This window comes from Exiguobacterium sp. s64 (assembly GCF_018618035.1).
Taxonomy (GTDB): domain Bacteria; phylum Bacillota; class Bacilli; order Exiguobacteriales; family Exiguobacteriaceae; genus Exiguobacterium; species Exiguobacterium mexicanum_A.
Map to the genome: position 1 here is coordinate 1 of NZ_JACSLH010000010.1, position 19,772 is coordinate 19,772.

Here is a 19,772-nt window from a genome sequence, read left to right on the forward strand (position 1 = left end):
CCAGGCAAGATCGTTCCGCAATAGCTCAGTGGTAGAGCAACCGGCTGTTAACCGGTAGGTCGTAGGTTCAAATCCTACTTGCGGAGCCACTTTTCTCTTTTTGGAGAGCTGTCCGAGTGGCCGAAGGAGCACGATTGGAATTCGTGTAGGCGGCAAAACCGTCTCAAGGGTTCGAATCCCTTGCTCTCCGCCAGTTTTTCAATCCAAGATATGGCCCGTTGGTCAAGCGGTTAAGACACCGCCCTTTCACGGCGGTAACACGGGTTCGAATCCCGTACGGGTCACCATTTAAAGTTTTATATCGTCGCGGGGTGGAGCAGTCTGGTAGCTCGTCGGGCTCATAACCCGAAGGTCGTTGGTTCAAATCCAGCCCCCGCAATTATCAGTGGTCCTGTGGTGTAGTGGTTAACATGCCTGCCTGTCACGCAGGAGATCGCGGGTTCGAATCCCGTCAGGACCGCCATTTTTTTAATTAAATTACTACATACATGGCTTTGTAGCTCAGTTGGTAGAGCAAAGGACTGAAAATCCTTGTGTCGGCGGTTCGATTCCGTCCAAAGCCACCATGTGGGGGGGTAGCGAAGTGGCTAAACGCGGCGGACTGTAAATCCGCTCCCTCGGGTTCGGCGGTTCGAATCCGCCCCCCCCCACCACTTAGGGGCATAGTTTAGCGGTAGAACTACGGTCTCCAAAACCGTCAGCGCGGGTTCGATTCCTGCTGCCCCTGCTTCTTAATATCATTATGGCGATTGTGGCGAAGTGGTTAACGCACCGGATTGTGATTCCGGCATTCGAGGGTTCAATTCCCTTCAGTCGCCCCATTATATTGGGCTGTAGCCAAGTGGTAAGGCATCGGATTTTGATTCCGACATGCGAAGGTTCGATCCCTTCCAGCCCAGCCATTATGCGGAAGTAGTTCAGTGGTAGAATACGACCTTGCCAAGGTCGGGGTCGCGGGTTCGAATCCCGTCTTCCGCTCCATTAAATTTGGCGCCATAGCCAAGTGGTAAGGCAGAGGACTGCAACTCCTCTATCGTCGGTTCGATTCCGACTGGCGCCTCCAACATAATATGCCGGTGTGGCGGAATTGGTAGACGCGCACGACTCAAAATCGTGTTCCTCTGGAGTGTCGGTTCGACTCCGACCACCGGTATCCGTAGATCCTAGCTGAGGCTAGGGTCTTTTTTGTGTATCTAAAACCAAGAAGAATGGAGAGAGGGAAACGACGCATAAAGAATAGGGCAGAAGTGTTAAGAAGCTGAACTATGAAAGGTACACTCGTGTTAGAGCTTTTTGCATCAATTAAAAAAGAATCATCATTGAGATGATTCTTTATATGACGTGTACGTCGTTTCTTCCAACGTGTTCAAGTATTCAGGTCCGAAGTTGTTTAAGATAAAGAGTTCTTCTTCATTCTTGGTAGCTAATCCGTTCGAGAACCCTCTACTCGCTTGGAGGAAGTGCAACAAACGATCTTGTTCCTTGTCCGCTTTAGAGAAGTCACCTTGCGACCAGTGATCGAGCATCGTTTTCAATTCCGAGTACATACTGTCACCAATTTTGAATTTAGTTTTTAGGAGCTCCAAATAGTCAGCGGACTGTTGTATATTGTCTGGGGTCATCGGAATCGCTCCCCATTTGGAACGGGCCGATATTTTTTGATGTGTCATCAAGTGCATGTTTTTAATCAATCCAGTTCGGCTCGGTTTCTCTTCATTGAAGGAGACCTCCAATTCAACACGCGTCTTTGCGGTGGAGTTGCCTCTCCGATCTAATGGGTCTTCTTTAGAAACTTCGATTTGTAACTCTTTGACTCGCTTTGCATATTTGTCATCAAGGTCTTTATTTTCGACGCCTTGACTCAAATTTTTATAGAACGTATAGCTGACAAAGAAGACTGGGATAAGCAAGATAAAGACGCTCACCATGATGATCAATCGCTTAGGTGTGATCAAATTTTTTAATTTCTGAAACAATAACATTTCCTCCTATCTCTACATAATTGGAGTCTAACACACTTTATGTATTAATAATTCCATATAAGGAATTTCAATGGAAATTATTGAGACAGAAATAATAATTGATTCAATTACTGGTATGGAATGAACGATTTATTCTATATAATGTGATATAATTACCTGGTAATAATATTTTTATGACAAATTGATTCTTATGGCGATGGATGCCGTCGTCACTATCATAGTGTAGTTGGTTTCATATTTCATTTTTGTTGTCGTCAACGCTGTATGCAATTGAGGAGGAAGTTGTACATGAGTAAAGAAAAAATCGCACAGCTCCGGAAACACGTCTCGCCGTTTGAAAAGGCCGACGTGAAGAAGAGCGTCCGGCAGATGATCAATACGATCCTGCCGTTTCTTGCCGCCTGGATCCTTGCCTATCAGGTGCTCCAAATCTCGGTCTTCTTGACCATCCCGCTCGCCATCGTCGCAGCCGGATTCGTTGTCCGGATGTTCATCATTTTCCACGACTGTACGCACGGTTCGTTTTTCAAGAATAAAAAAGCGAACGCCATCGTCGGGACGATCATGGGTATCTTGACGTTATTCCCGTATGAGAAATGGAAACGAGAGCATTCGATTCACCACGCTTCGAGTGGGAACTTGGATAAACGGGGTGTCGGTGACATTTGGGTCATGACAATCGAAGAGTACGTCGAAGCTTCGAAGTGGACTCGTCTCCAATATCGTCTCTATCGTAACCCGCTCGTCATGTTCGGCCTTGGACCTTTGTTCCTGATCCTTATCACGAGCCGCTTCAACCGGAAAGACGCACGTAAGAAAGAGCGCAACAACATGTATCTCATCAACTTGTCTCTCGTCGTGCTCTACGCACTCGTCATCGCGCTCGTCGGATGGAAAGCATTCTTGATCGTTCAAGGAACGACGATGTTCACGGCAGGTATCCTCGGGATTTGGTTGTTCTATGTCCAACATACGTTCGAAGACTCGTATTTCGAGGACGAGAGCGAATGGGATTATGTGAAAGCAGCAATTGAAGGGAGCTCGTATTACGAGATGCCTAAAGTGTTGCAGTGGGTGACGGGAAACATTGGTTTCCATCACGTGCATCATTTGAGCCCACGCGTACCGAACTATAACCTTGAACAAGCCCATACGGCGACACCGCCGCTCCAGAAAGCGACGACGATTGGTCTGTTCTCTAGTTTGAAATCGCTGCGCTATAAACTATATGATGCTAAAAACAAGACGTTCGTCACGTTCCGAGATATTAAACATTTGCTTCGGGAACCAAAAACATCGTCATTGTAATAGAACTTCCTGCCGACAGAGTCGGCAGGATATTTTTATACCGCGACGTCTATCTTATAGTGAGATATGGTTTGAAGAAGAGAGATAAGGGAATTATATGTATTCATACACCATAAGTATAGATTTCATAAGCTATCAAATAAAATTCTTCAAAAGTATTGACTTCCTAAAGGTATAGATGTATATTGATTGTAGTCGCTTTTACAGACGACTCATTTGAACCATGCGGGTGTAGTTTAATGGTAAAACCTCAGCCTTCCAAGCTGATGACGAGAGTTCGATTCTCTTCACCCGCTTCATCATCTCTCTGCCGACTGGCGGGGAGATTTTTTGTATGCGAAAATAGACACGAAAGAGGTGATTCGATGAACGGGATGGACCCGGAGACACTCAAACAGAAGATTGTAGCATATGCGACGACGATCGGGATTGACGAGTTGAAAGTGACGACCGCCGACCCGTTCATCGTCATGAAGCAACGTCTCGTGAATCAGCAAGAGAAGGGATTCGCCTCGGGGTTCGAGGAGCCTGACTTGGACAAACGGACGACGCCGACGCTGTTGCTCGACGAAGCGCAGTCGATCATCGCCATCGCCATCGCGTATCCGAGCAAATTGAAAGATGCGCCGCGAAGTGTTGCCGATGAACGACGGGGCTTGTTCGCCCGGGCATCGTGGGGGCTCGACTACCATCGCGCCGTCGGCTCAAGGCTCGAGCAGCTGCAAGCGTATATTGAACAGCTCGTCCCGGGCGTCCGGACACGCTCGATGGTCGACACGGGAGAACTCGTCGACCGTGCCGTCGCCGAACGGGCCGGAATCGGCTTCAGCGGCAAGAACTGTTCCATCATTTCGCCCGAGAAGGGGTCGTACCTTTATTTAGGGGAGATGATCCTGGACACATACTTACCACCGGACGAGATGATTGAGGACGGCTGTGGCGAGTGTATGAAATGTATGACGGCTTGTCCGACGACGGCACTCATCGAACCAGGTGTTCTCGATGCCAAACGTTGTATCGCCTATTTGACGCAAATGAAGACACTTATGCCACGCGAGTTTCGTTCGAAGCTCGGTGGGCGGCTTTACGGTTGCGACACGTGCCAACAAGTCTGTCCGTTTAATCGGAAAAAAGATTGGCGCCATCATGAGGAACTGATTCCTGAAGCTGAAATCGTCAAACCGTTGCTCGTCCCGTTACTGAACTTGAGCAATCGGGAGTTCAAAGCGAAGTTTGGCCATCTGTCTGGCGCATGGCGCGGCAAAAAGCCGATTCAGCGAAACGCGATTTTAGCGTTGGCCCATTATCGGGAACCATCGGCCGTGCCGGTGCTCGAAGATTTTATTCGACAAGATGAGCGCGAAGACATGCGGGCGACGGCCGTCTGGGCGATTGGTGCGATTCTCGGAGCCGAAGCCGAGACGATTTATCGACAAATCGAGTCGACGGAGACGTCTGAGCTCGTACATGAAGAGATTCGATTGTTCCGAGAGGAGTGGGACCGTGAAGACCGTGTCATCTAAATGGGGTACATTGGCGTATGAATTGAACGCGCAAGGGAAGCTATGCGCGTTAGACTTTGCGGAGACGGAAGCAGATGACGGATCGGCGCCGAGTTGGCTGACCGACCTGATTGAACGCGTGGAGCAAAATGGGCTTCAACCGTCTGACCGCGAGTGGATCGAGATGAAGGGGACCGTCTTCCAACAAGAAGTATGGGATGCGTTATTGACGATCCCATTCGGGGAAACGCGTTCGTATAAACAAATCGCTGAACAAATCGGCCGCCCGAAAGCGGTTCGGGCGGTCGGCCAGGCGCTGAACCGCAATCCGTTGCCCGTCATTTTCCCATGCCATCGCGTCGTCGGCAGCGGAGGGCAACTGACCGGGTTCGGAGGCGGCCTTCATCAAAAACAACGATTACTTGATTTCGAACAAGTGAAGTGAGGAGTAGATTATGGCAATCCATGTAGTAATGTTCCAACCAGAAATCCCAGCAAATACGGGTAACGTCTCGCGCACATGTGCGGCGACGAATTCCGTGCTCCATTTGATTCGTCCGTTAGGTTTCTCGACGGACGACAAAATGCTCAAACGGGCCGGGCTCGACTATTGGCAATTCGTCGACGTCCGTTATCACGATTCGCTCGATGAACTGTGGGCCAAACACCCGGACGGAGAGTTCTTCTACATTACCAAGTATGGGGAACAGTACCCAAGTGACCTCGATGTGTCTGCGGTCGATAAAGACTATTTCTTTGTCTTCGGACGCGAGACGAAAGGGTTGCCGATGGAAGTGATCGAGGACAACCTCGACCGCTGCATCCGTTTACCCCAATCGAACCTCGTTCGGTCACTCAACGTCTCAAACACGGCGGCAATCATCGTTTATGAGGCGCTCCGTCAACAAGGATATGCTGGATTGAAATAAAAAAAGAGCCGGATTCGTGAGAATCTCGGCTCTTATTGATTACCTTCAGGTTTTCTGTTGTATCCAGCTGTGAAGATAGCTGCGAGGAAGACGACGCTGATTCCGACCATTAGTAACAAACCCATCTAAAAATCCCCCTTTTGTTCTCCGTGACTACGAATATTATAATATACTTGATAATAGATTTGCACTGAATATGAGAAATTCTTGTGAAATTGGAGCCGATATGAAAACAAACGTGTACTTGTTAAGCTATGCCCCGTTGATTGGGATCATTCTATTCTCGATGTCGCTCGCCATTGCCACGAGTGAGTATGTGATTCAATGGCTGACGCGTGTCGGCGTGTACAGCGAAATCATCGCCTTGTTGTCCGTCCAAGAGTCGAAAGTGCTCGTGCTCGTCGTGTTCTTTACCATTTACTTTATGCTGTTCAGCGCTTTCAAGCTCGTGGCCGACACGTTCAACCAACTCGGGTTCGCATTCTTTGCGCGTGAGACGAACGGTAGCTCGTTGCATCGGTTGAAGCCAGGGGCGACGATTTTTCTCGTCGGCTCAGGGATTAGCTTCTTGTTTTTAAATTCGTTGCTTGCCGTCATTGCGGTACTGCTCGGCACGTTCGTTCTCTATTTGTTCTATTACATATGGCAAGTCAGCCAGTTGATGTCGACGTTTCGTGCCATCGGTCTACTGTTAATTCAAGCGATGATGTGGGCGATTCTTTTGAGCGGCCTCGCTTGGGCCATGCTCCGCTTGTTTAACTCGGTCGGGGATATCATCCTATGACGGTGAACACGACGATTTCCCTCATCCCGGCCGAAGAAGTCGTCCAGGAGTGGATGTCGTCGATGGTGCCACCGATGGACTTGTTTATGGCGGACGAGCATCTCGTGACGCAATTAGGCGCACAGGTGTCAGTGTTGATCATCCCGAAAGCAGAATTTGACACACACCCGTCTTACCGGAACGTCCGAGTCGCCAACGCCTATACGTATTGGACGATTGACCGGGAAGTGCCGTACGTCCTGCATGCGCCGCCTAGTTGGATCGAGACATTGCCGCCAGAAGTGAGACGTGAGTTGCTTGCCTATCAAGTCACGGTCGGACGAGGGCTCGTTTTCCCGGCGACTGACATGGAAATCGATTCGTTGGCGACTTCGATTGTGACGGTAGACGATGTGCCGTATCTTATCTTACATCAGTCAGCCTTTCAGGTGATGCCAGACGAGATACGTCGTCAACTGACGTTCGAGTACGCCAAAGCTTGGGACGAGTGGATGGCGAGTTCCATCCCCGATACTTGCCCTGACCACGTGCGATGCCTTGCCAACACCTTCCCGGTCACATCGGGTAGCAACTGTTTGGCGGCGACGCTGTTCGCTGTGACGGGAGAGGAGTGGATCGCTTCGCAATGGGTCCATCCCGGCACGTTCCTCCAGACGCTCGGTCAGGCCGGTTACATGAGAACCGATTCGGGACTGACCGAACGAGGTGACGTGCTCACGTTCGTTGATGATGCGGGTCGAATCCAACACGCGACATACTGCATCGGCGCCGGACTCTTCTTCAACAAGAATGGGCAGACGATGTTCAATCCGTGGAAGCTGATTCATGAGGATGAACTGTTTGAGTCATGGGGGAGTTACGGATGCCATACTTATCGAAAACAGCAATAAGGTCAGGGACAACTGTCCCTGACCTTATTTTAGCGATGAGCTTCTGTCCAAATGATGGCAGGATAGGCCCGATTGGCGAGTTCCGGGAACGGCCGAGGGGTATCGGCACCGAGCCAGATGGCCGTGATTGTCTCATCGGTCAAGCCGACGTACCACATGTCCTTATGCGAGTTCGTCGTACCGGTCTTGCCGCCGACATAAGGACGTTTGATTTGACCGGCATACCGTCCGGTCCCGTACGTCGTGACGGAAGACAACGCCTCGCGCATCGTCGTGACGGTCGATTTCGACCAGACGGCTTGTTGCGTCACGCTTGGCGTGAGCGTTGGGGCTCCCGACTCGAAACGAATCTGTTTGATGGTTTGACCTGACACGTACACCCCTTGATTTAAGAACGGGGTATAGGCGGCGGCGAGTTCTTTCGGTGACACGCCCTGAGTCAATCCGCCGAGCGCACTGGCCAGGCTGTTATCTGTTTTAGCGTCCCATTGGCTGAACATTAGGTCGGCCGTGGCGAACGCCGTTTCCTGGTCGATCGCGGTGAAGGCAGCGAGCGCCGGCGTGTTGTAAGAATACGCGACCGTATCACGGAACGATACATCGCCGAGGACGCGGTTGCCGCTGTTTGTCGGACAATATGTTCCGTAACAGACCGGCCGGCCGTCAAGGATCGTATCGAGTTTCGCACCGGTCTCTTCGATGAAAGGGGCGAAGACGAGGACCGGCTTGATGGCCGACCCGGGTTGACGGAAAGCTTGCGTGGCCCGGTTGAATTCACCGCTCTGAGTCATTTCTGAATCAACGAGGGCGACGATCCGGCCTTTCGGCGTCAATTCAGCATAGCCGCCGTTTAAACCGTTCGGCAGTTTCGTCATCACTTGTTTTGCTTGTTGCTGTCGGGCGACAGACAGGTACGTGTCGATCGTCGCTTGATTCGTCGCCAAGTAGTCTCTGGCCGCGTCTTCATCGAGGTCGTAGCGTGAGCGGACGAGTCGGATCGCTTCTTTCATGACCGTATCCATATAATCGGGATAGCGGACGACGTGCTGGCGATAGGTCGCCTTCAGCTTCACACCGTGGTGCGTCTCGTAAGCTTGCTTCGATAGCACGCCGGCATCCCGCAGTTGAGTGAGGATGCGGTCCTTACGCTCATAAAATCCGGCTGAAGGTTGGAGCGGATCATAGAGGGATGGGTTGTTTGGTACGGTCAACAGGAAAGCGATTTGATTCCAATTTAAATCTACGAGCGGACGAGCGAAGTACGTATCGGCAGCTGCTTGGATACCATAAACGTTATGTCCAAAGAAAATGACATTACTGTAGGCGGTCATAATTTCTTTCTTACTATATTGTTTTTCCAGTGCTCGAGCGAGTAAAAGTTCTTTCACTTTACGTTCATATGTCCGTTCATGAGTCAAATACACGTTACGAGCCAGCTGCTGCGTGATCGTACTTCCCCCCTGTAATGACGATTCATTGGCGTTGTGAATGAACGCCCGGGCAATCCCGCCGAGATCGTACCCTGGGTGGGCGTTGAACTTACGATCTTCGATGACCATGATCGCCTCCCGGATATGGGCCGGCAAGCGGGCGACGGAGACGTCATCACGTCGGCCGCTCAAATAGAGCTGTTCTGTCCCGCCTTTATACGTCAATGTGACGGCATGCTTCGAAGCGAGCGGGGCCGCATCGACCGTCTTTTCGCCCCACATCAAAATCTGCTTCGTCTGTTCAATCTCCTCTTTCAACGCCCCGCTGATTGCCAGACCGGTGGCTAGCAAACCGGCAAAAAATAGTGTCCCAATCCACGCTCGCATCGTCTCACCTCTCTCTATATTCATTATATCGTCAGTCTTTCGATAAAATTCAAAATGTAAACGTTATCATATAATAATTTGAGCAGGAATACATTAGGAAGTAGAGAAAGAGGGTAATAGATGTTTATATTACGAATTTAGGAGGCTGTACTATGAAGCAAGAAATGGTTGCGATGCTCCTCGCTGGAGGAGAAGGGAAACGACTCGGGCCTCTCACACGGAAGACAGCGAAGCCTGCTGTCCATTTCGGAGGGAAGTACCGAATCATCGATTTTCCATTATCGAACTGTACCAATTCGGGAATTACGACGGTGGGCGTGTTAACACAATATGAGCCGCTAGAATTGAACCGTTACCTAGGCATCGGGTCAGCCTGGGACTTGGACCGCCGCAACGGAGGCTTGGCCATTTTACCGCCATACCAAGCACAGTCGGGAAAAAACTGGTACGAAGGTACGGCCAATGCGATTTATCGGAACTTGAGCTATATCGACGACTACGATCCGGAGTACGTGCTGATCCTATCGGGGGATCACATTTACAAGATGGACTATGAGAAGATGCTCGATTTCCATAAAGAGAAGCAAGCCGACGTCACGATTTCGGTCATGGAAGTTCCCTGGGACGAGGCGCCGCGCTTCGGGATTTTGAATACGAGCGATGATCTTCGCATCAATGAGTTCGACGAGAAGCCAGAGAAGCCGAAGAGCAACTTGGCCTCGATGGGGATTTATATCTTCAACTGGAAAGTACTTCGGGAGCATTTGATTCAAGACGCAGAAGATGAGACATCAAGTTTCGACTTTGGTAAAAACATCATTCCGAACACACTCCTTGACGGCTTAAACGTGTTCGCTTATAAATTCAAAGGCTACTGGAAAGACGTTGGAACAATCCAATCGCTTTGGGAAGCCAACATGGACTTGCTCGAAGAAGATCCACCGTTCGATCTATATGATCCGGACTTTAAAATCTACTCGGTCAACCCGAACCAGACGCCTCAGTTCATCGGCAAAGATGCCTGCGTCGAACAGTCGGTCATCAATGAAGGTTGCCGGATTGAGGGCGAAGTTCAACATTCAGTTTTGTTCTATGATGTGCGCGTCGGGGAAGGCTCGCTCGTCAAAGACTCGGTTATCATGCCTGGAGCACGAATCGGAAAAGATGTAACGATTCATAGAGCCATCGTCGCGAGCTGTGCCGTCATTGAGGACGGTGCGACGGTCGGTGAGCCGGGTGGTGAGATCGTTGTCATTGAACCACATGAAAATATCGAGAGCGGCACAGTCTTCAAACAACGTGCTTAATTTAAAAAAAGACCGACGCAAGGAGGCGTTACTGTTGACGAATGATTTGTTAGGGGTCATCAACTTAGGGACCGAAGAGGGCTTGTTTCCAGAATTTACGGGGCATCGCAATTTAGCGGCTGTCCCGTTCTCTGGGCGTTACCGCCTGATTGATTTTACATTGACGAATATGATTACCCAAGGCATCAACCAAGTGGGTATTTTCACGCTCGATAAGTATCGCTCGCTCATGGATCACTTGGGTTCAGGGAAAGAATGGGATTTGGACCGTTCGCAAGGCGGGCTACACATCTTCCCGCCGGCGCTCAAGCCTGACGGGGAAGCGTACCTCGGCGACTTGGCCAACTTCTCGATGCACCGCGAACACTTCGTACGCAGCAAACAGCCGTACGTCGTGATCACCGGATCAAACGTGTTGACGACGATCGACTTCCAAGACATGCTCGAGCATCATAAATCAATGGGTGCGGACATCACGCTCGGCTACGCCGCTCACGAACAAAAATGCGGCTATTGCCGCCCGATTCGTCTCGGCGAAAACGATCGTGTCGTCGGCATCGGCGAGCGCGGATACAGCCCGGACGATGAGTATACGTATACCGAGACGATCATCATGTCGAAAAACTTGTTCCTTCGTCTCGTCGACGAAGCGACATCAAGAGGCGAGTACGATTTGCTCGACGGCGTCATCCGTCCGCAGCTTCATCGTCTGCACGTACACGGCTACCACTATACTGGAAAAATGCAGGTGATTCATTCTGTCCTTTCATACTATAATGAAAGTATGCGCTTACTTCGTCAGGAAGGGATTATCTATGACTTTCCGCATATCTATACGAAGATTAAACATGAGCCGCCGACCCGTTATTTGAAAGGGTCGAAAGTGAATGAAGCGCTCGTTGCAAACGGCTGTAAAATCAGCGGAGAAGTTCAAAACAGCATTCTCTTCCGCGGTGTCGTCGTCAGTGAGCACGCCCGTGTCAAAAACTCAATCATTTTATCCAAGTCGATTATCGAAGAAGGCGCTGTCGTCGAGAACGCCATTTTAGATAAAGAAGTGGTCGTCAAACGAGGACAAGTCATTCGAGGTACGGTCGACGAACCGATCGTCATCGGAAAACGAACAACGGTTTAAAGGGGGGATATTATGAAAATATGGTATGTCGCTTCAGAAGCGGCACCGTTCATGAAAACGGGGGGGCTTGCCGATGTCATCGGCTCGCTCCCTCAAGCGGTGTCTGGCCTCGGTGAAGATGTGAGTGTCGTTATGCCGAAGTATGGCTCGATTGCTCAGGAATATGTGGACGAGATGGAATATCTATTCGACTTGATCGTACCGGTCGGATGGCGCAAGCAGTTTGGTGCCGTCCTGAAGCTTGTGCGCGATGGGGTCACGTTCTACTTTATCGATAACGAGTATTATTTCAAACGGGAAGGCGTGCTCTACGGCCATTACGATGATGCCGAGCGGTTCGCATTTTTCTCTCGGGCCGTCCTTGAGATGATCGGGAAACTCGAAGCAGAGGATATCCCGGACGTGCTCCATTGTCACGACTGGCAAACGGGCGTCGTCCCGGCCTTTTTACGGATTCATTATCAACACCTGGAGGCGTACCAACGCATCCGTACGGTGTTCACCATCCATAACCTGCAATATCAAGGCATCTTCCCGGAAGCAGTCCTCGGTGAGCTGTTACAGTTCGGTCCGGAACACTTCACAGCAGAAGGGATTCAACATAACGGTCTCGTCAACTACATGAAGGCCGGAATCGTTCATTCCGATCAAATCACGACGGTCAGTCCGTCGTATCGCGACGAGATTATGGAACCGTACTACGGCGAAGGGCTCGACGCGGCGCTTCGATACCGGTCAGTTGACGTCCGGGGCATCTTGAACGGCCTCGATTTGGCGACGAACGACCCGAGCACGGATAAGCGCATCGCGCAAACGTATGACCTCGATACGGTGAAGGAAGGGAAGCTCGTCAACAAGCGCGTCCTGCAAGAGCGGTTTGGTCTCGAGGTACGTGACGACGTCATGTTGATTGGCTTTGTCAGTCGACTCGTCGAGCAAAAAGGGCTCGATTTGATCGAAGCCGTGAGTGAAGAGCTCGGAAACTTGGACTGTCAGTTCGTCTTCCTCGGATCGGGTCAACCCGAATACGAGGGCATCGTTCACGAGATGACGGCGACGCATCCAGGCAAGGTCGGGTCGTATATCGGCTTCGACATTGAACTCGCACACTTGATTTACGCGGGATCGGATGCATTCCTCATGCCGTCGCGCTTTGAGCCGTGCGGTCTGAGCCAACTTATCTCGATGCGCTATGGGACGCTCCCGATCGTCCGCGAGACGGGGGGGTTACGCGACACGGTCAAGCCGTATAATGAGTACACACAAGAGGGTACGGGATTTGGTTTCTTGAATTACAACGCCCACGAGATGCTCGCGACGATTGAGAAATCGATTCGTGTCTTCTACGACGACAACAATTGGAACGCCCTCGTCCATCAAGCAATGACTGCGGACTTTAGCTGGAAACAATCCGCGAAGCAATACCGTGAGTTGTATCACCTATTCGCATGACCGGAAGGAGTTTTACACACATATGTTTACAGATAAACAGAGCTTCGTCACTTCATTTCAAAAGAGATTCGTCGCATTAAACGGGAAGTCGTTTGATGAAGGGACCGAGCAGGAAGTGTATCAAACGTTGGCAACGATGGTGCGCGAACAGGCGATCCCGAAATGGATCAACACCCGCGACAAGCACGAAGAAAAACAGAGTAAACAAGTCATTTATTTCTCACTTGAATTTTTGCTCGGTCGTTTTCTGTATAACAATTTGCTCAGCATGGACGTCTTAGAAGTCGTGCAAGAGGGGTTAGACGAACTTGGTTTCAACTTCACCGACATCACGGAATATGAACCGGAACCGGGTCTCGGGAATGGCGGGCTTGGTCGTTTGGCGGCATGTTTCCTCGATTCACTCGCCGCGCTCAGCCTGCCTGGGCACGGGAACGGGATTCGTTACCGTTACGGCTTGTTCAAACAAAAGATCGTCGACGGCTATCAAGTCGAGTTGCCGGACAACTGGCTCCGTGATGGCAACATGTGGGAGACACGCCGGGCTGACCGGGCTGTCGACGTCAATTTCGGCGGTTGGATCGAGATGCGACAAATTGGGGACCGGCTTCGCGTCGTCCACCATCCGGATGAAGTCGTCCGAGCCGTGCCTTACGACATGCCGATCATCGGCTACAAAAACGATGTCGTCAATACGCTCCGTCTTTGGAACGCCGAGTCACCGTTTGATGACGAGGAGTACATGGAACGGACGAAAGGTTCGTACAAAGACTTGCTCAAATACAAGCAGTCGATTGCGACCATCTCTGAGTTCCTCTACCCGGACGACACGACATATGAAGGAAAAGTATTGCGCTTGAAGCAACAGTACTTCTTCGTTTCGGCGGGCGTTCAGTCAATGATCGCGTCTTACTTACGTCATAATAAATCGTTGAAGCACTTGGGCGACCATTACGCCGTCCACATCAATGACACGCATCCGGTCGTGGCCATCCCCGAGCTCATGCGCATCTTGATGGACGACCACGGTTACGGGTGGGATGAGGCGTGGCGTGTGACGAAGAGCGTCATGTCATTCACGAACCACACGCTTCTCGCCGAGGCGCTCGAAAAGTGGCCGGTCGAGATGTATGAACGGCTATTGCCGCGCATCTATCAAATCATCACCGAAATCAATCGCCGCTTCTGTAAAGATGTGCTCGTCAACTATCCACATCTCGAGCCGCACATGGGCGAGATCGCAATCGTGTCGAACCAACACATCAACATGGCGAACCTTGCCGTCGTCGGCTCGCACTCGACGAACGGGGTCGCCCGCATCCATACCGATATTTTGAAGCAACGTGAGATGCGTCATTTGTATGAGATGTTCCCGCTGCGCTTCAACAACAAGACGAACGGGATCACGCATCGCCGCTGGCTCCTCAAGTCAAATCCGCGACTCTCGAACTTGATCACCGATGCGATCGGTTCGTCATGGATCGAACACCCGAACGATCTTGAGAAGTTGATGGGTGTGTCAAAAGACGCGAGCTTCCAAGAACAGGTCATGAACGTGAAGCAACAGAACAAACTTGACCTCGCCGGCTACATTCAAGCAGAGACGGGCATCGCCGTCGACCCGGAGTCGATTTTTGATGTTCAAGTCAAGCGGCTCCACGCTTATAAACGTCAATTGATGGACGCGATGCATATCCACGCGCTCTATCAGAAGATTCAAGCGGACCCGACGTTCACGATGGTGCCACGGACATTCATCTTCGGTGCGAAGGCGGCGCCGGGCTACTATTACGCGAAAGAAGTCATTCGCTATATCAACGCGCTCGCGGCCATGATCAACAACGATAAGCGGGCGAGCCGCTTCATCAAGATTGTCTTCCTCGAGAACTACCGCGTCTCGATGGCGGAGCGAATCTTCCCAGGTTCGGATTTGAGTGAACAGATTTCGACGGCGAGCTACGAGGCGTCAGGTACCGGCAACATGAAGTTCATGATGAACGGTGCGCTCACGATCGGGACGCTCGACGGGGCCAATATCGAGATTCGCGATGCGGTCGGGGACGACCATATCTTCATCTTCGGATTGACACCGCAAGAAGTCATGAACTACAAGAAGTTCGGCGGTTATCATGCGGCCGACATCTATCATGCGAACACGGAAGTGCGTAACGTCGTCGATGCCCTCGTCAACGGAACGTTCGACAAGGTCGGAGAATACCAATTCCAAGCCATCTTCGACTCGCTTCTCGTCTATAATGATGATTTCCTCGTGTTGAAAGATTTCGCGTCTTACATGCAGGCGCAACGACGCGTCGACGAGGTGTTCTCGGACAAGGCACGCTGGGCCGAGAGTTCAATCGTCAACACGGCCAAATCGGGAATCTTCTCGAGTGACCGGACGATCACGGAATACGCGAACGCCGTCTGGAACATCAAACCGACGAGCGTGAAATAAAAAAAGCGATCCACCCGTTACGGGTGGACCGTGTTTTCTGGATAACTGATCCAATCAGAGTAAGACCCTGGGTACAGCCGGACGTCATCTTTACCGAGGGCGTGTAACGCCAAAATGTTCACGCAGGCGGTGACTCCGCTCCCGCAATAGAAGATGGGGTTGGGGACGTCGAGGACGTTGGCGTACAGCTCTCTCAAATCATGAAAATCTTGAAGCGTGCCGAGGTCGGTGACGGCTTCGGTATACGGACAAAGGACGGCGTTCGGGATATGGCCCGGTTTGCGATCAATCGGTTCATGGCTGCCGTCGTACCGGTCGGCCGTCCGTGAATCATAGAGCCCGCCCGTGACCGTGGCGGCACGGACGTCTTCGATCGTCGCAATCATCTCGTCTTGGAACGCTGGGACGTAATCTGAGGCGGGGTAGGACGGAACGTCCGTCGTCGTCTCGCCGCAGTAAGTGATTCCGGACTGAATCCCGCCCTCGAGCACGATGACACGCTCATGGCCGGCCCATTTGAATAACCACCAAGCACGGGCGGCATAAGGGAATCCGTCATCGTAAATGATGATCAAATCATCTTTTTGAATCCCGATCCGGCGAAGCGTCTCGGTCCATGCTTCTTTTGACGGCAGTGGATGGCGTCCGCCGTGTTCGGAGACGGGACCGGATAAATCTTCCATCAAATCGAGGAAGACGGCGTTCGGGAGATGTCCCTGTCGATACACATACTTTCCGTATGAGGCGTCGTTTAATGAATAACGACAATCAATAAAGCGAATCGAGTCCGTATGGACGATGTGTTTCAATTCTTGGGCACGCATAGTTGGAAACATAGTATCACCTCGAAGTTTCGTTACTCCCATCGTATACAAGATGGAACAAATTGGCGAGTACTTCGATTGAATTTTTGAATGTCGAAAGGGGAACTGACCATGACATGGCAACAGACATATGACCGATGGAAACAACACGAGGCGCTCGAACCGCACTTGCGCGCCGAGCTTGAGGAAATGGAGCAAGACGAGACGTCGCTCGAAGACGCCTTTTATAAGACGCTCGAATTCGGGACGGGCGGTATGCGCGGGGAAATCGGACCAGGTGCGAACCGGATGAACATGTATACGATTCGTAAGGCATCGCAAGGATTCGCGGACTTTATCGCTGCCTCAGGCGAAGAAGCGAAACGTCACGGCGTTGTCATCGCCCACGACTCACGTCACTTCTCGCCGGAGTTCGCGCTCGAAGCGGCGCGTACGCTCGCTTCGAATGGGATTAAGACATACTTGTTCCCAAGCCTGCGGGCCACACCAGAGTTGTCGTTCGCCGTCAGACATTTAAACGCATTTGGAGGCATCGTCATCACGGCGAGCCACAACCCGCCAGAATATAACGGCTTCAAAGTGTACGGCGCCGACGGCGGACAGTTGCCGCCGGCTGAGGCCGATGAGCTCGTCTCGTACGTCAACGCGATCGAAGACGAATTAAAGATCGAAGTCCAAGATGAAGCCCCACTCCGCGCCGACGGCACGCTCGTCACCGTCGATGCGTCGGTCGATGCGGCTTATATGGAGGCCCTTCAATCGATTCGCATTCATACGGATGTGCAAGGAGACCCGCTTAAAATCGTCTACTCGCCACTCCACGGGACGGGACGTCGCCCGGTCATGGAAGGGTTGAAGGCGTATGGATTTGAACATGTCACCATCGTCGAGGAGCAGGCCGAGCCAGACGGGTCGTTCCCGACGGTCAGTTATCCGAACCCGGAAGAACGGGCCGCGTTTGAGCTCGCGATGCAGTACGGCGACCGCGTCGGCGCCGACTTGCTCATGGCGACGGATCCGGACGCCGACCGTGTCGGCTTCACGGTCCGTGACCGCAACGGCGAATGGTTCGTCTTGACGGGGAACCAGACCGGGGCGCTCCTCATGGATTACATTCTGTCTCAGAAAGTCGAGACGGGGACGCTTCCGACGAACGGTTTCGTCGCGAAGACGATCGTCACGTCTGAACTTGGCGCGGCCATCGCCAAGGCGTATGGGGTTCACCTCGAGAATACGCTCACCGGCTTTAAGTTCATCGGTGAGAAGATCAAACAATATGAAGAATCTGGTGAATATACGTTCTTGTTCGGCTACGAAGAGAGCTACGGGTATTTGATTGGAGACTTCTGCCGTGACAAAGATGCCGTCCAGGCGTGCTTGCTCGGCGCAGAAATGGCGGCTTTCCATAAACAGCAGGGACGCACGTTGTACGATGCCCTCCAAGCCGTCTATGAGAAGTATGGCTTCTACGAGGAGTCGCTCCAATCGATGACGTTGAAAGGGAAAGCCGGTCTCGAACAAATCGGTCGAATGATGGAGGCGTTCCGCGCCAATCCGCCACAAGAAGTCGGCGGCTACGAAGTCGTCCGCTTTGAAGACTATAAGCAACAAGTCGCGACGAACTTGCGTCAAGGAGAGACGGAAGCAATCGAGTTGCCGTCGTCGAACGTACTCAAGTTCATCTTCGAGGATGGCTCATGGTTCTGCCTGCGTCCGTCTGGAACGGAGCCAAAAATCAAGTTCTACTTCAGCGTCCACGCCGATAGCGCGGAGAAAACGACAGTGAAACGGGAAGCGATTGAACGCGATGTCATGAAGCAAGCGAAAGCAATCGATTAATCGACGACACCGCCCTGACGAGGGTGGTGTTTTTTGTTTGACAAGATATGCCCCCGTCAGTATGATGAGTGTATTGTTCATAACCATGTAATCATATACGGATTATCAGGAAGGCGGAAATTACCATGAAAAAATCATTAACAGCAGTACTTGCAATCGGAGCATCGTTCGGGGTGCTCGCGGCTTGCGGGACAGAGACAGACAGCGGCTCAGAAGAAGCCGTCATCACAGTCGGGACAGAAGCGACGTACCCGCCATTCACGTACAAAGACAAAGGTGAAATCACAGGGTATGACATCGACGTATTGAACGAAGCGGCCGAGCGTGCCGGTTACACGGTCGAATACGAGCCGATGGACTTCAAAGGACTCGTACCGGCCCTCGACGCAGAACGCATCGACATGATTGCCAACCAAATGAGTATCACCCCAGAACGTGAAGAGAAATACGCGTTCTCAACTCCGTACGCGGTATCAGGTGCGCAAGTCATCGTCGCTTCGGACAACGAAGACATTCAAGGCATCGATGACCTCGACGGCAAAGTCGTCGGCTCGACACAAGGATCGGTCTACGCCAAGCTCGCTGAAGAAGCTGGAGCTGAAGTCAAGTTCTACAAAGGCGCGAACCAAGTGCTCCAAGACCTTCAAGTCGGACGTCTTGACGCAGCGCTCAACGACCGTCTCTTCATCTTGACGGAGCTAGAGAAGACAGGTTACGACGTGAAAGCGGTCGGTGACGTCTTCAACAAGAGCGAAGCCGGCTTCATGACACGCCAAGACTCGGACGTGCTCGAAGGCTTGAACGAGGCGCTCGCTGAGATGCAAGAAGACGGCACGATGGCTGAGATCGGTGAGAAGTACTTCGGTGAGGACATCAGTCAATGAGTGAACTGATCACGACCGTCATCGAGAACCGTTCGGCCTATATCGAAGCCGTACAATTGACGTTGATCGCCAGTATCCTGTCGATTCTCCTCGCCTTGGTGCTCGGTCTGATCATCGCTGTCTTACACAGCAGCCCTGTCAAAGTCGTTCGTTTGTTCACGCGCACGTATATCTCGTTCTTCCGGGGCACACCGCTCTTGTTGCAACTTCTCATCTTGTACGTCGGTTTGACCGGATTCGTTCAGTTGAGCGGGATGCAGGCGCTCATCTTCGGGTTAGGCCTTCACTTCGCGGCCTATATCTCGGAAGCGTTCCGGGCGGCGATCAATTCGGTCGACCAAGGACAAGTCGAGGCGAGTGTCGCCCTCGGCATCCCGCGTGCGAAGCGCTTCAAGGATATCATCTTCCCCCAGGCGCTATCGCGTGCGATCCCACCGGTGTCCAACTCGGTCATCGATATTATCAAATCGACGTCGCTCGGTTCGGTCATCGCCGTCCAAGAGTTGACGTACGTGTCGGACCAAATTGCCGCGACGACGTATCTCGTCATGCCGCTCCTCTTGTTCTCGGCATCGATCTATTGGATCTTGTCGACGCTCATCCAGGCGGGGCAGCATCGTCTCGAACGTCGGTATGCGATTCGCTGACACAAAGAAATCCCTTC

Annotated in this window: 16 protein-coding genes and 14 tRNA genes; 27 read left to right on the top strand and 3 right to left on the bottom strand. The window is 51.8% G+C overall.

The annotated features are described in order from the left end of the window. Positions 1–14: 14 nt before the first annotated feature. The 13 genes from KNP64_RS12595 to KNP64_RS12655 all read left to right on the top strand — a co-directional run bounded on the left by KNP64_RS12595 (position 15) and on the right by KNP64_RS12655 (position 1,153). Positions 15–89: transfer RNA gene (locus KNP64_RS12595), tRNA-Asn, on the top strand. 13 nt (positions 90–102) lie between these two features. Continuing rightward, positions 103–193, top strand: a tRNA-Ser gene (locus KNP64_RS12600). A 19-nt stretch (positions 194–212) separates the two neighbouring features. Then, positions 213–287 (top strand) — tRNA-Glu (locus KNP64_RS12605). Between the two features lie 18 nt (positions 288–305). Beyond that, positions 306–379, top strand: a tRNA-Met gene (locus KNP64_RS12610). An 8-nt stretch (positions 380–387) separates the two neighbouring features. After that, positions 388–463, top strand: a tRNA-Asp gene (locus tag KNP64_RS12615). A gap of 27 nt (positions 464–490) precedes the next feature. Continuing rightward, positions 491–566, top strand: a tRNA-Phe gene (locus tag KNP64_RS12620). Between the two features lie 3 nt (positions 567–569). Then, positions 570–653 (top strand) — tRNA-Tyr (locus tag KNP64_RS12625). Positions 654–656: 3 nt separating this feature from the next. Further along, a tRNA-Trp gene (locus tag KNP64_RS12630) sits at positions 657–727 on the top strand. A gap of 18 nt (positions 728–745) precedes the next feature. Beyond that, positions 746–821, top strand: a tRNA-His gene (locus KNP64_RS12635). Between the two features lie 6 nt (positions 822–827). Then, positions 828–902 (top strand) — tRNA-Gln (locus KNP64_RS12640). A 4-nt stretch (positions 903–906) separates the two neighbouring features. Further along, positions 907–981, top strand: a tRNA-Gly gene (locus KNP64_RS12645). 8 nt (positions 982–989) lie between these two features. Next, positions 990–1,063 (top strand) — tRNA-Cys (locus KNP64_RS12650). Between the two features lie 9 nt (positions 1,064–1,072). Continuing rightward, a tRNA-Leu gene (locus tag KNP64_RS12655) sits at positions 1,073–1,153 on the top strand. A 163-nt stretch (positions 1,154–1,316) separates the two neighbouring features. Here the strand turns inward: KNP64_RS12655 and KNP64_RS12660 are convergent. Next, complete coding sequence (locus KNP64_RS12660) at positions 1,317–1,976, bottom strand: DUF6241 domain-containing protein (RefSeq protein WP_214710123.1); 660 nt, start codon at positions 1,974–1,976, stop codon at positions 1,317–1,319. Between the two features lie 294 nt (positions 1,977–2,270). On the opposite strand from KNP64_RS12660, the gene desA reads away from it, so the two are divergent. The 7 genes from desA to KNP64_RS12695 all read left to right on the top strand — a co-directional run bounded on the left by desA (position 2,271) and on the right by KNP64_RS12695 (position 7,395). Beyond that, positions 2,271–3,290: a Delta(5) desaturase DesA gene (gene desA, locus KNP64_RS12665; RefSeq protein ID WP_214793774.1), complete on the top strand. Its 1,020-nt coding sequence runs from the start codon at positions 2,271–2,273 to the stop codon at positions 3,288–3,290. A gap of 225 nt (positions 3,291–3,515) precedes the next feature. Further along, positions 3,516–3,586 (top strand) — tRNA-Gly (locus KNP64_RS12670). Between the two features lie 78 nt (positions 3,587–3,664). Further along, complete coding sequence (gene queG / locus KNP64_RS12675; protein WP_214793810.1) at positions 3,665–4,813, top strand: tRNA epoxyqueuosine(34) reductase QueG; 1,149 nt, start codon at positions 3,665–3,667, stop codon at positions 4,811–4,813. Continuing rightward, the gene (locus KNP64_RS12680) at positions 4,803–5,237 is read left to right on the top strand and encodes a methylated-DNA--[protein]-cysteine S-methyltransferase (RefSeq protein WP_214793813.1); all 435 of its coding nucleotides are present in this window, start codon (positions 4,803–4,805) and stop codon (positions 5,235–5,237) included. The genes queG and KNP64_RS12680 overlap by 11 nt, the downstream gene beginning before the upstream one ends. A 10-nt stretch (positions 5,238–5,247) precedes the next feature. Next, on the top strand, positions 5,248–5,721 hold the full coding sequence (gene trmL / locus KNP64_RS12685) for a tRNA (uridine(34)/cytosine(34)/5-carboxymethylaminomethyluridine(34)-2'-O)-methyltransferase TrmL (protein ID WP_034776487.1): 474 nt from the start codon (positions 5,248–5,250) through the stop codon (positions 5,719–5,721). Positions 5,722–5,947: 226 nt separating this feature from the next. Further along, positions 5,948–6,505 carry a DUF5366 family protein gene (locus KNP64_RS12690; protein WP_021066738.1) on the top strand — a complete coding sequence of 186 codons (558 nt, stop codon included), beginning with the start codon at positions 5,948–5,950 and terminating at the stop codon, positions 6,503–6,505. Next, entirely contained in the window at positions 6,502–7,395 is an 894-nt protein-coding gene (locus KNP64_RS12695; RefSeq protein ID WP_214793777.1) for a hypothetical protein, read from the top strand. Before KNP64_RS12690 ends, KNP64_RS12695 begins: the two co-directional genes overlap by 4 nt. Before the next feature lie 29 nt (positions 7,396–7,424). Here KNP64_RS12695 and KNP64_RS12700 read toward each other — a convergent pair whose 3' ends face one another. After that, positions 7,425–9,212, bottom strand: a complete 1,788-nt coding sequence (locus KNP64_RS12700) for a transglycosylase domain-containing protein (protein WP_251126447.1) — start codon at positions 9,210–9,212, stop codon at positions 7,425–7,427. Between the two features lie 152 nt (positions 9,213–9,364). Between KNP64_RS12700 and KNP64_RS12705 the strand changes: the two genes are divergently transcribed. The 4 genes from KNP64_RS12705 to KNP64_RS12720 are packed head-to-tail and all read left to right on the top strand — an operon-like array spanning position 9,365 to position 15,561. Then, positions 9,365–10,519 carry a glucose-1-phosphate adenylyltransferase gene (locus KNP64_RS12705; RefSeq protein ID WP_214793779.1) on the top strand — a complete coding sequence of 385 codons (1,155 nt, stop codon included), beginning with the start codon at positions 9,365–9,367 and terminating at the stop codon, positions 10,517–10,519. 34 nt (positions 10,520–10,553) lie between these two features. Then, on the top strand, positions 10,554–11,654 hold the full coding sequence (gene glgD / locus KNP64_RS12710) for a glucose-1-phosphate adenylyltransferase subunit GlgD (RefSeq protein ID WP_214763623.1): 1,101 nt from the start codon (positions 10,554–10,556) through the stop codon (positions 11,652–11,654). A 12-nt stretch (positions 11,655–11,666) separates the two neighbouring features. Continuing rightward, a complete protein-coding gene (gene glgA / locus KNP64_RS12715; protein ID WP_214793782.1) occupies positions 11,667–13,106 on the top strand; it encodes a glycogen synthase GlgA in 1,440 nt (479 codons plus the stop codon). 22 nt (positions 13,107–13,128) lie between these two features. Beyond that, positions 13,129–15,561, top strand: a complete 2,433-nt coding sequence (locus KNP64_RS12720) for a glycogen/starch/alpha-glucan phosphorylase (protein ID WP_214763626.1) — start codon at positions 13,129–13,131, stop codon at positions 15,559–15,561. A gap of 17 nt (positions 15,562–15,578) precedes the next feature. On the opposite strand, the gene KNP64_RS12725 is transcribed toward KNP64_RS12720, so the two are convergent. Further along, complete coding sequence (locus tag KNP64_RS12725) at positions 15,579–16,397, bottom strand: sulfurtransferase (protein WP_052090077.1); 819 nt, start codon at positions 16,395–16,397, stop codon at positions 15,579–15,581. Between the two features lie 99 nt (positions 16,398–16,496). Here KNP64_RS12725 and KNP64_RS12730 point away from each other — a divergent pair, with 99 nt between their 5' ends. From KNP64_RS12730 to KNP64_RS12740, 3 genes are all read left to right on the top strand, one after another. Next, complete coding sequence (locus tag KNP64_RS12730) at positions 16,497–18,224, top strand: phospho-sugar mutase (RefSeq protein ID WP_214752367.1); 1,728 nt, start codon at positions 16,497–16,499, stop codon at positions 18,222–18,224. A gap of 125 nt (positions 18,225–18,349) precedes the next feature. Further along, the gene (locus KNP64_RS12735; RefSeq protein ID WP_131472218.1) at positions 18,350–19,108 is read left to right on the top strand and encodes a transporter substrate-binding domain-containing protein; all 759 of its coding nucleotides are present in this window, start codon (positions 18,350–18,352) and stop codon (positions 19,106–19,108) included. Beyond that, positions 19,105–19,755, top strand: coding sequence for an amino acid ABC transporter permease (locus KNP64_RS12740; RefSeq protein ID WP_131472220.1), 651 nt, complete (start codon positions 19,105–19,107; stop codon positions 19,753–19,755). Before KNP64_RS12735 ends, KNP64_RS12740 begins: the two co-directional genes overlap by 4 nt. Positions 19,756–19,772 lie beyond the last annotated feature (17 nt).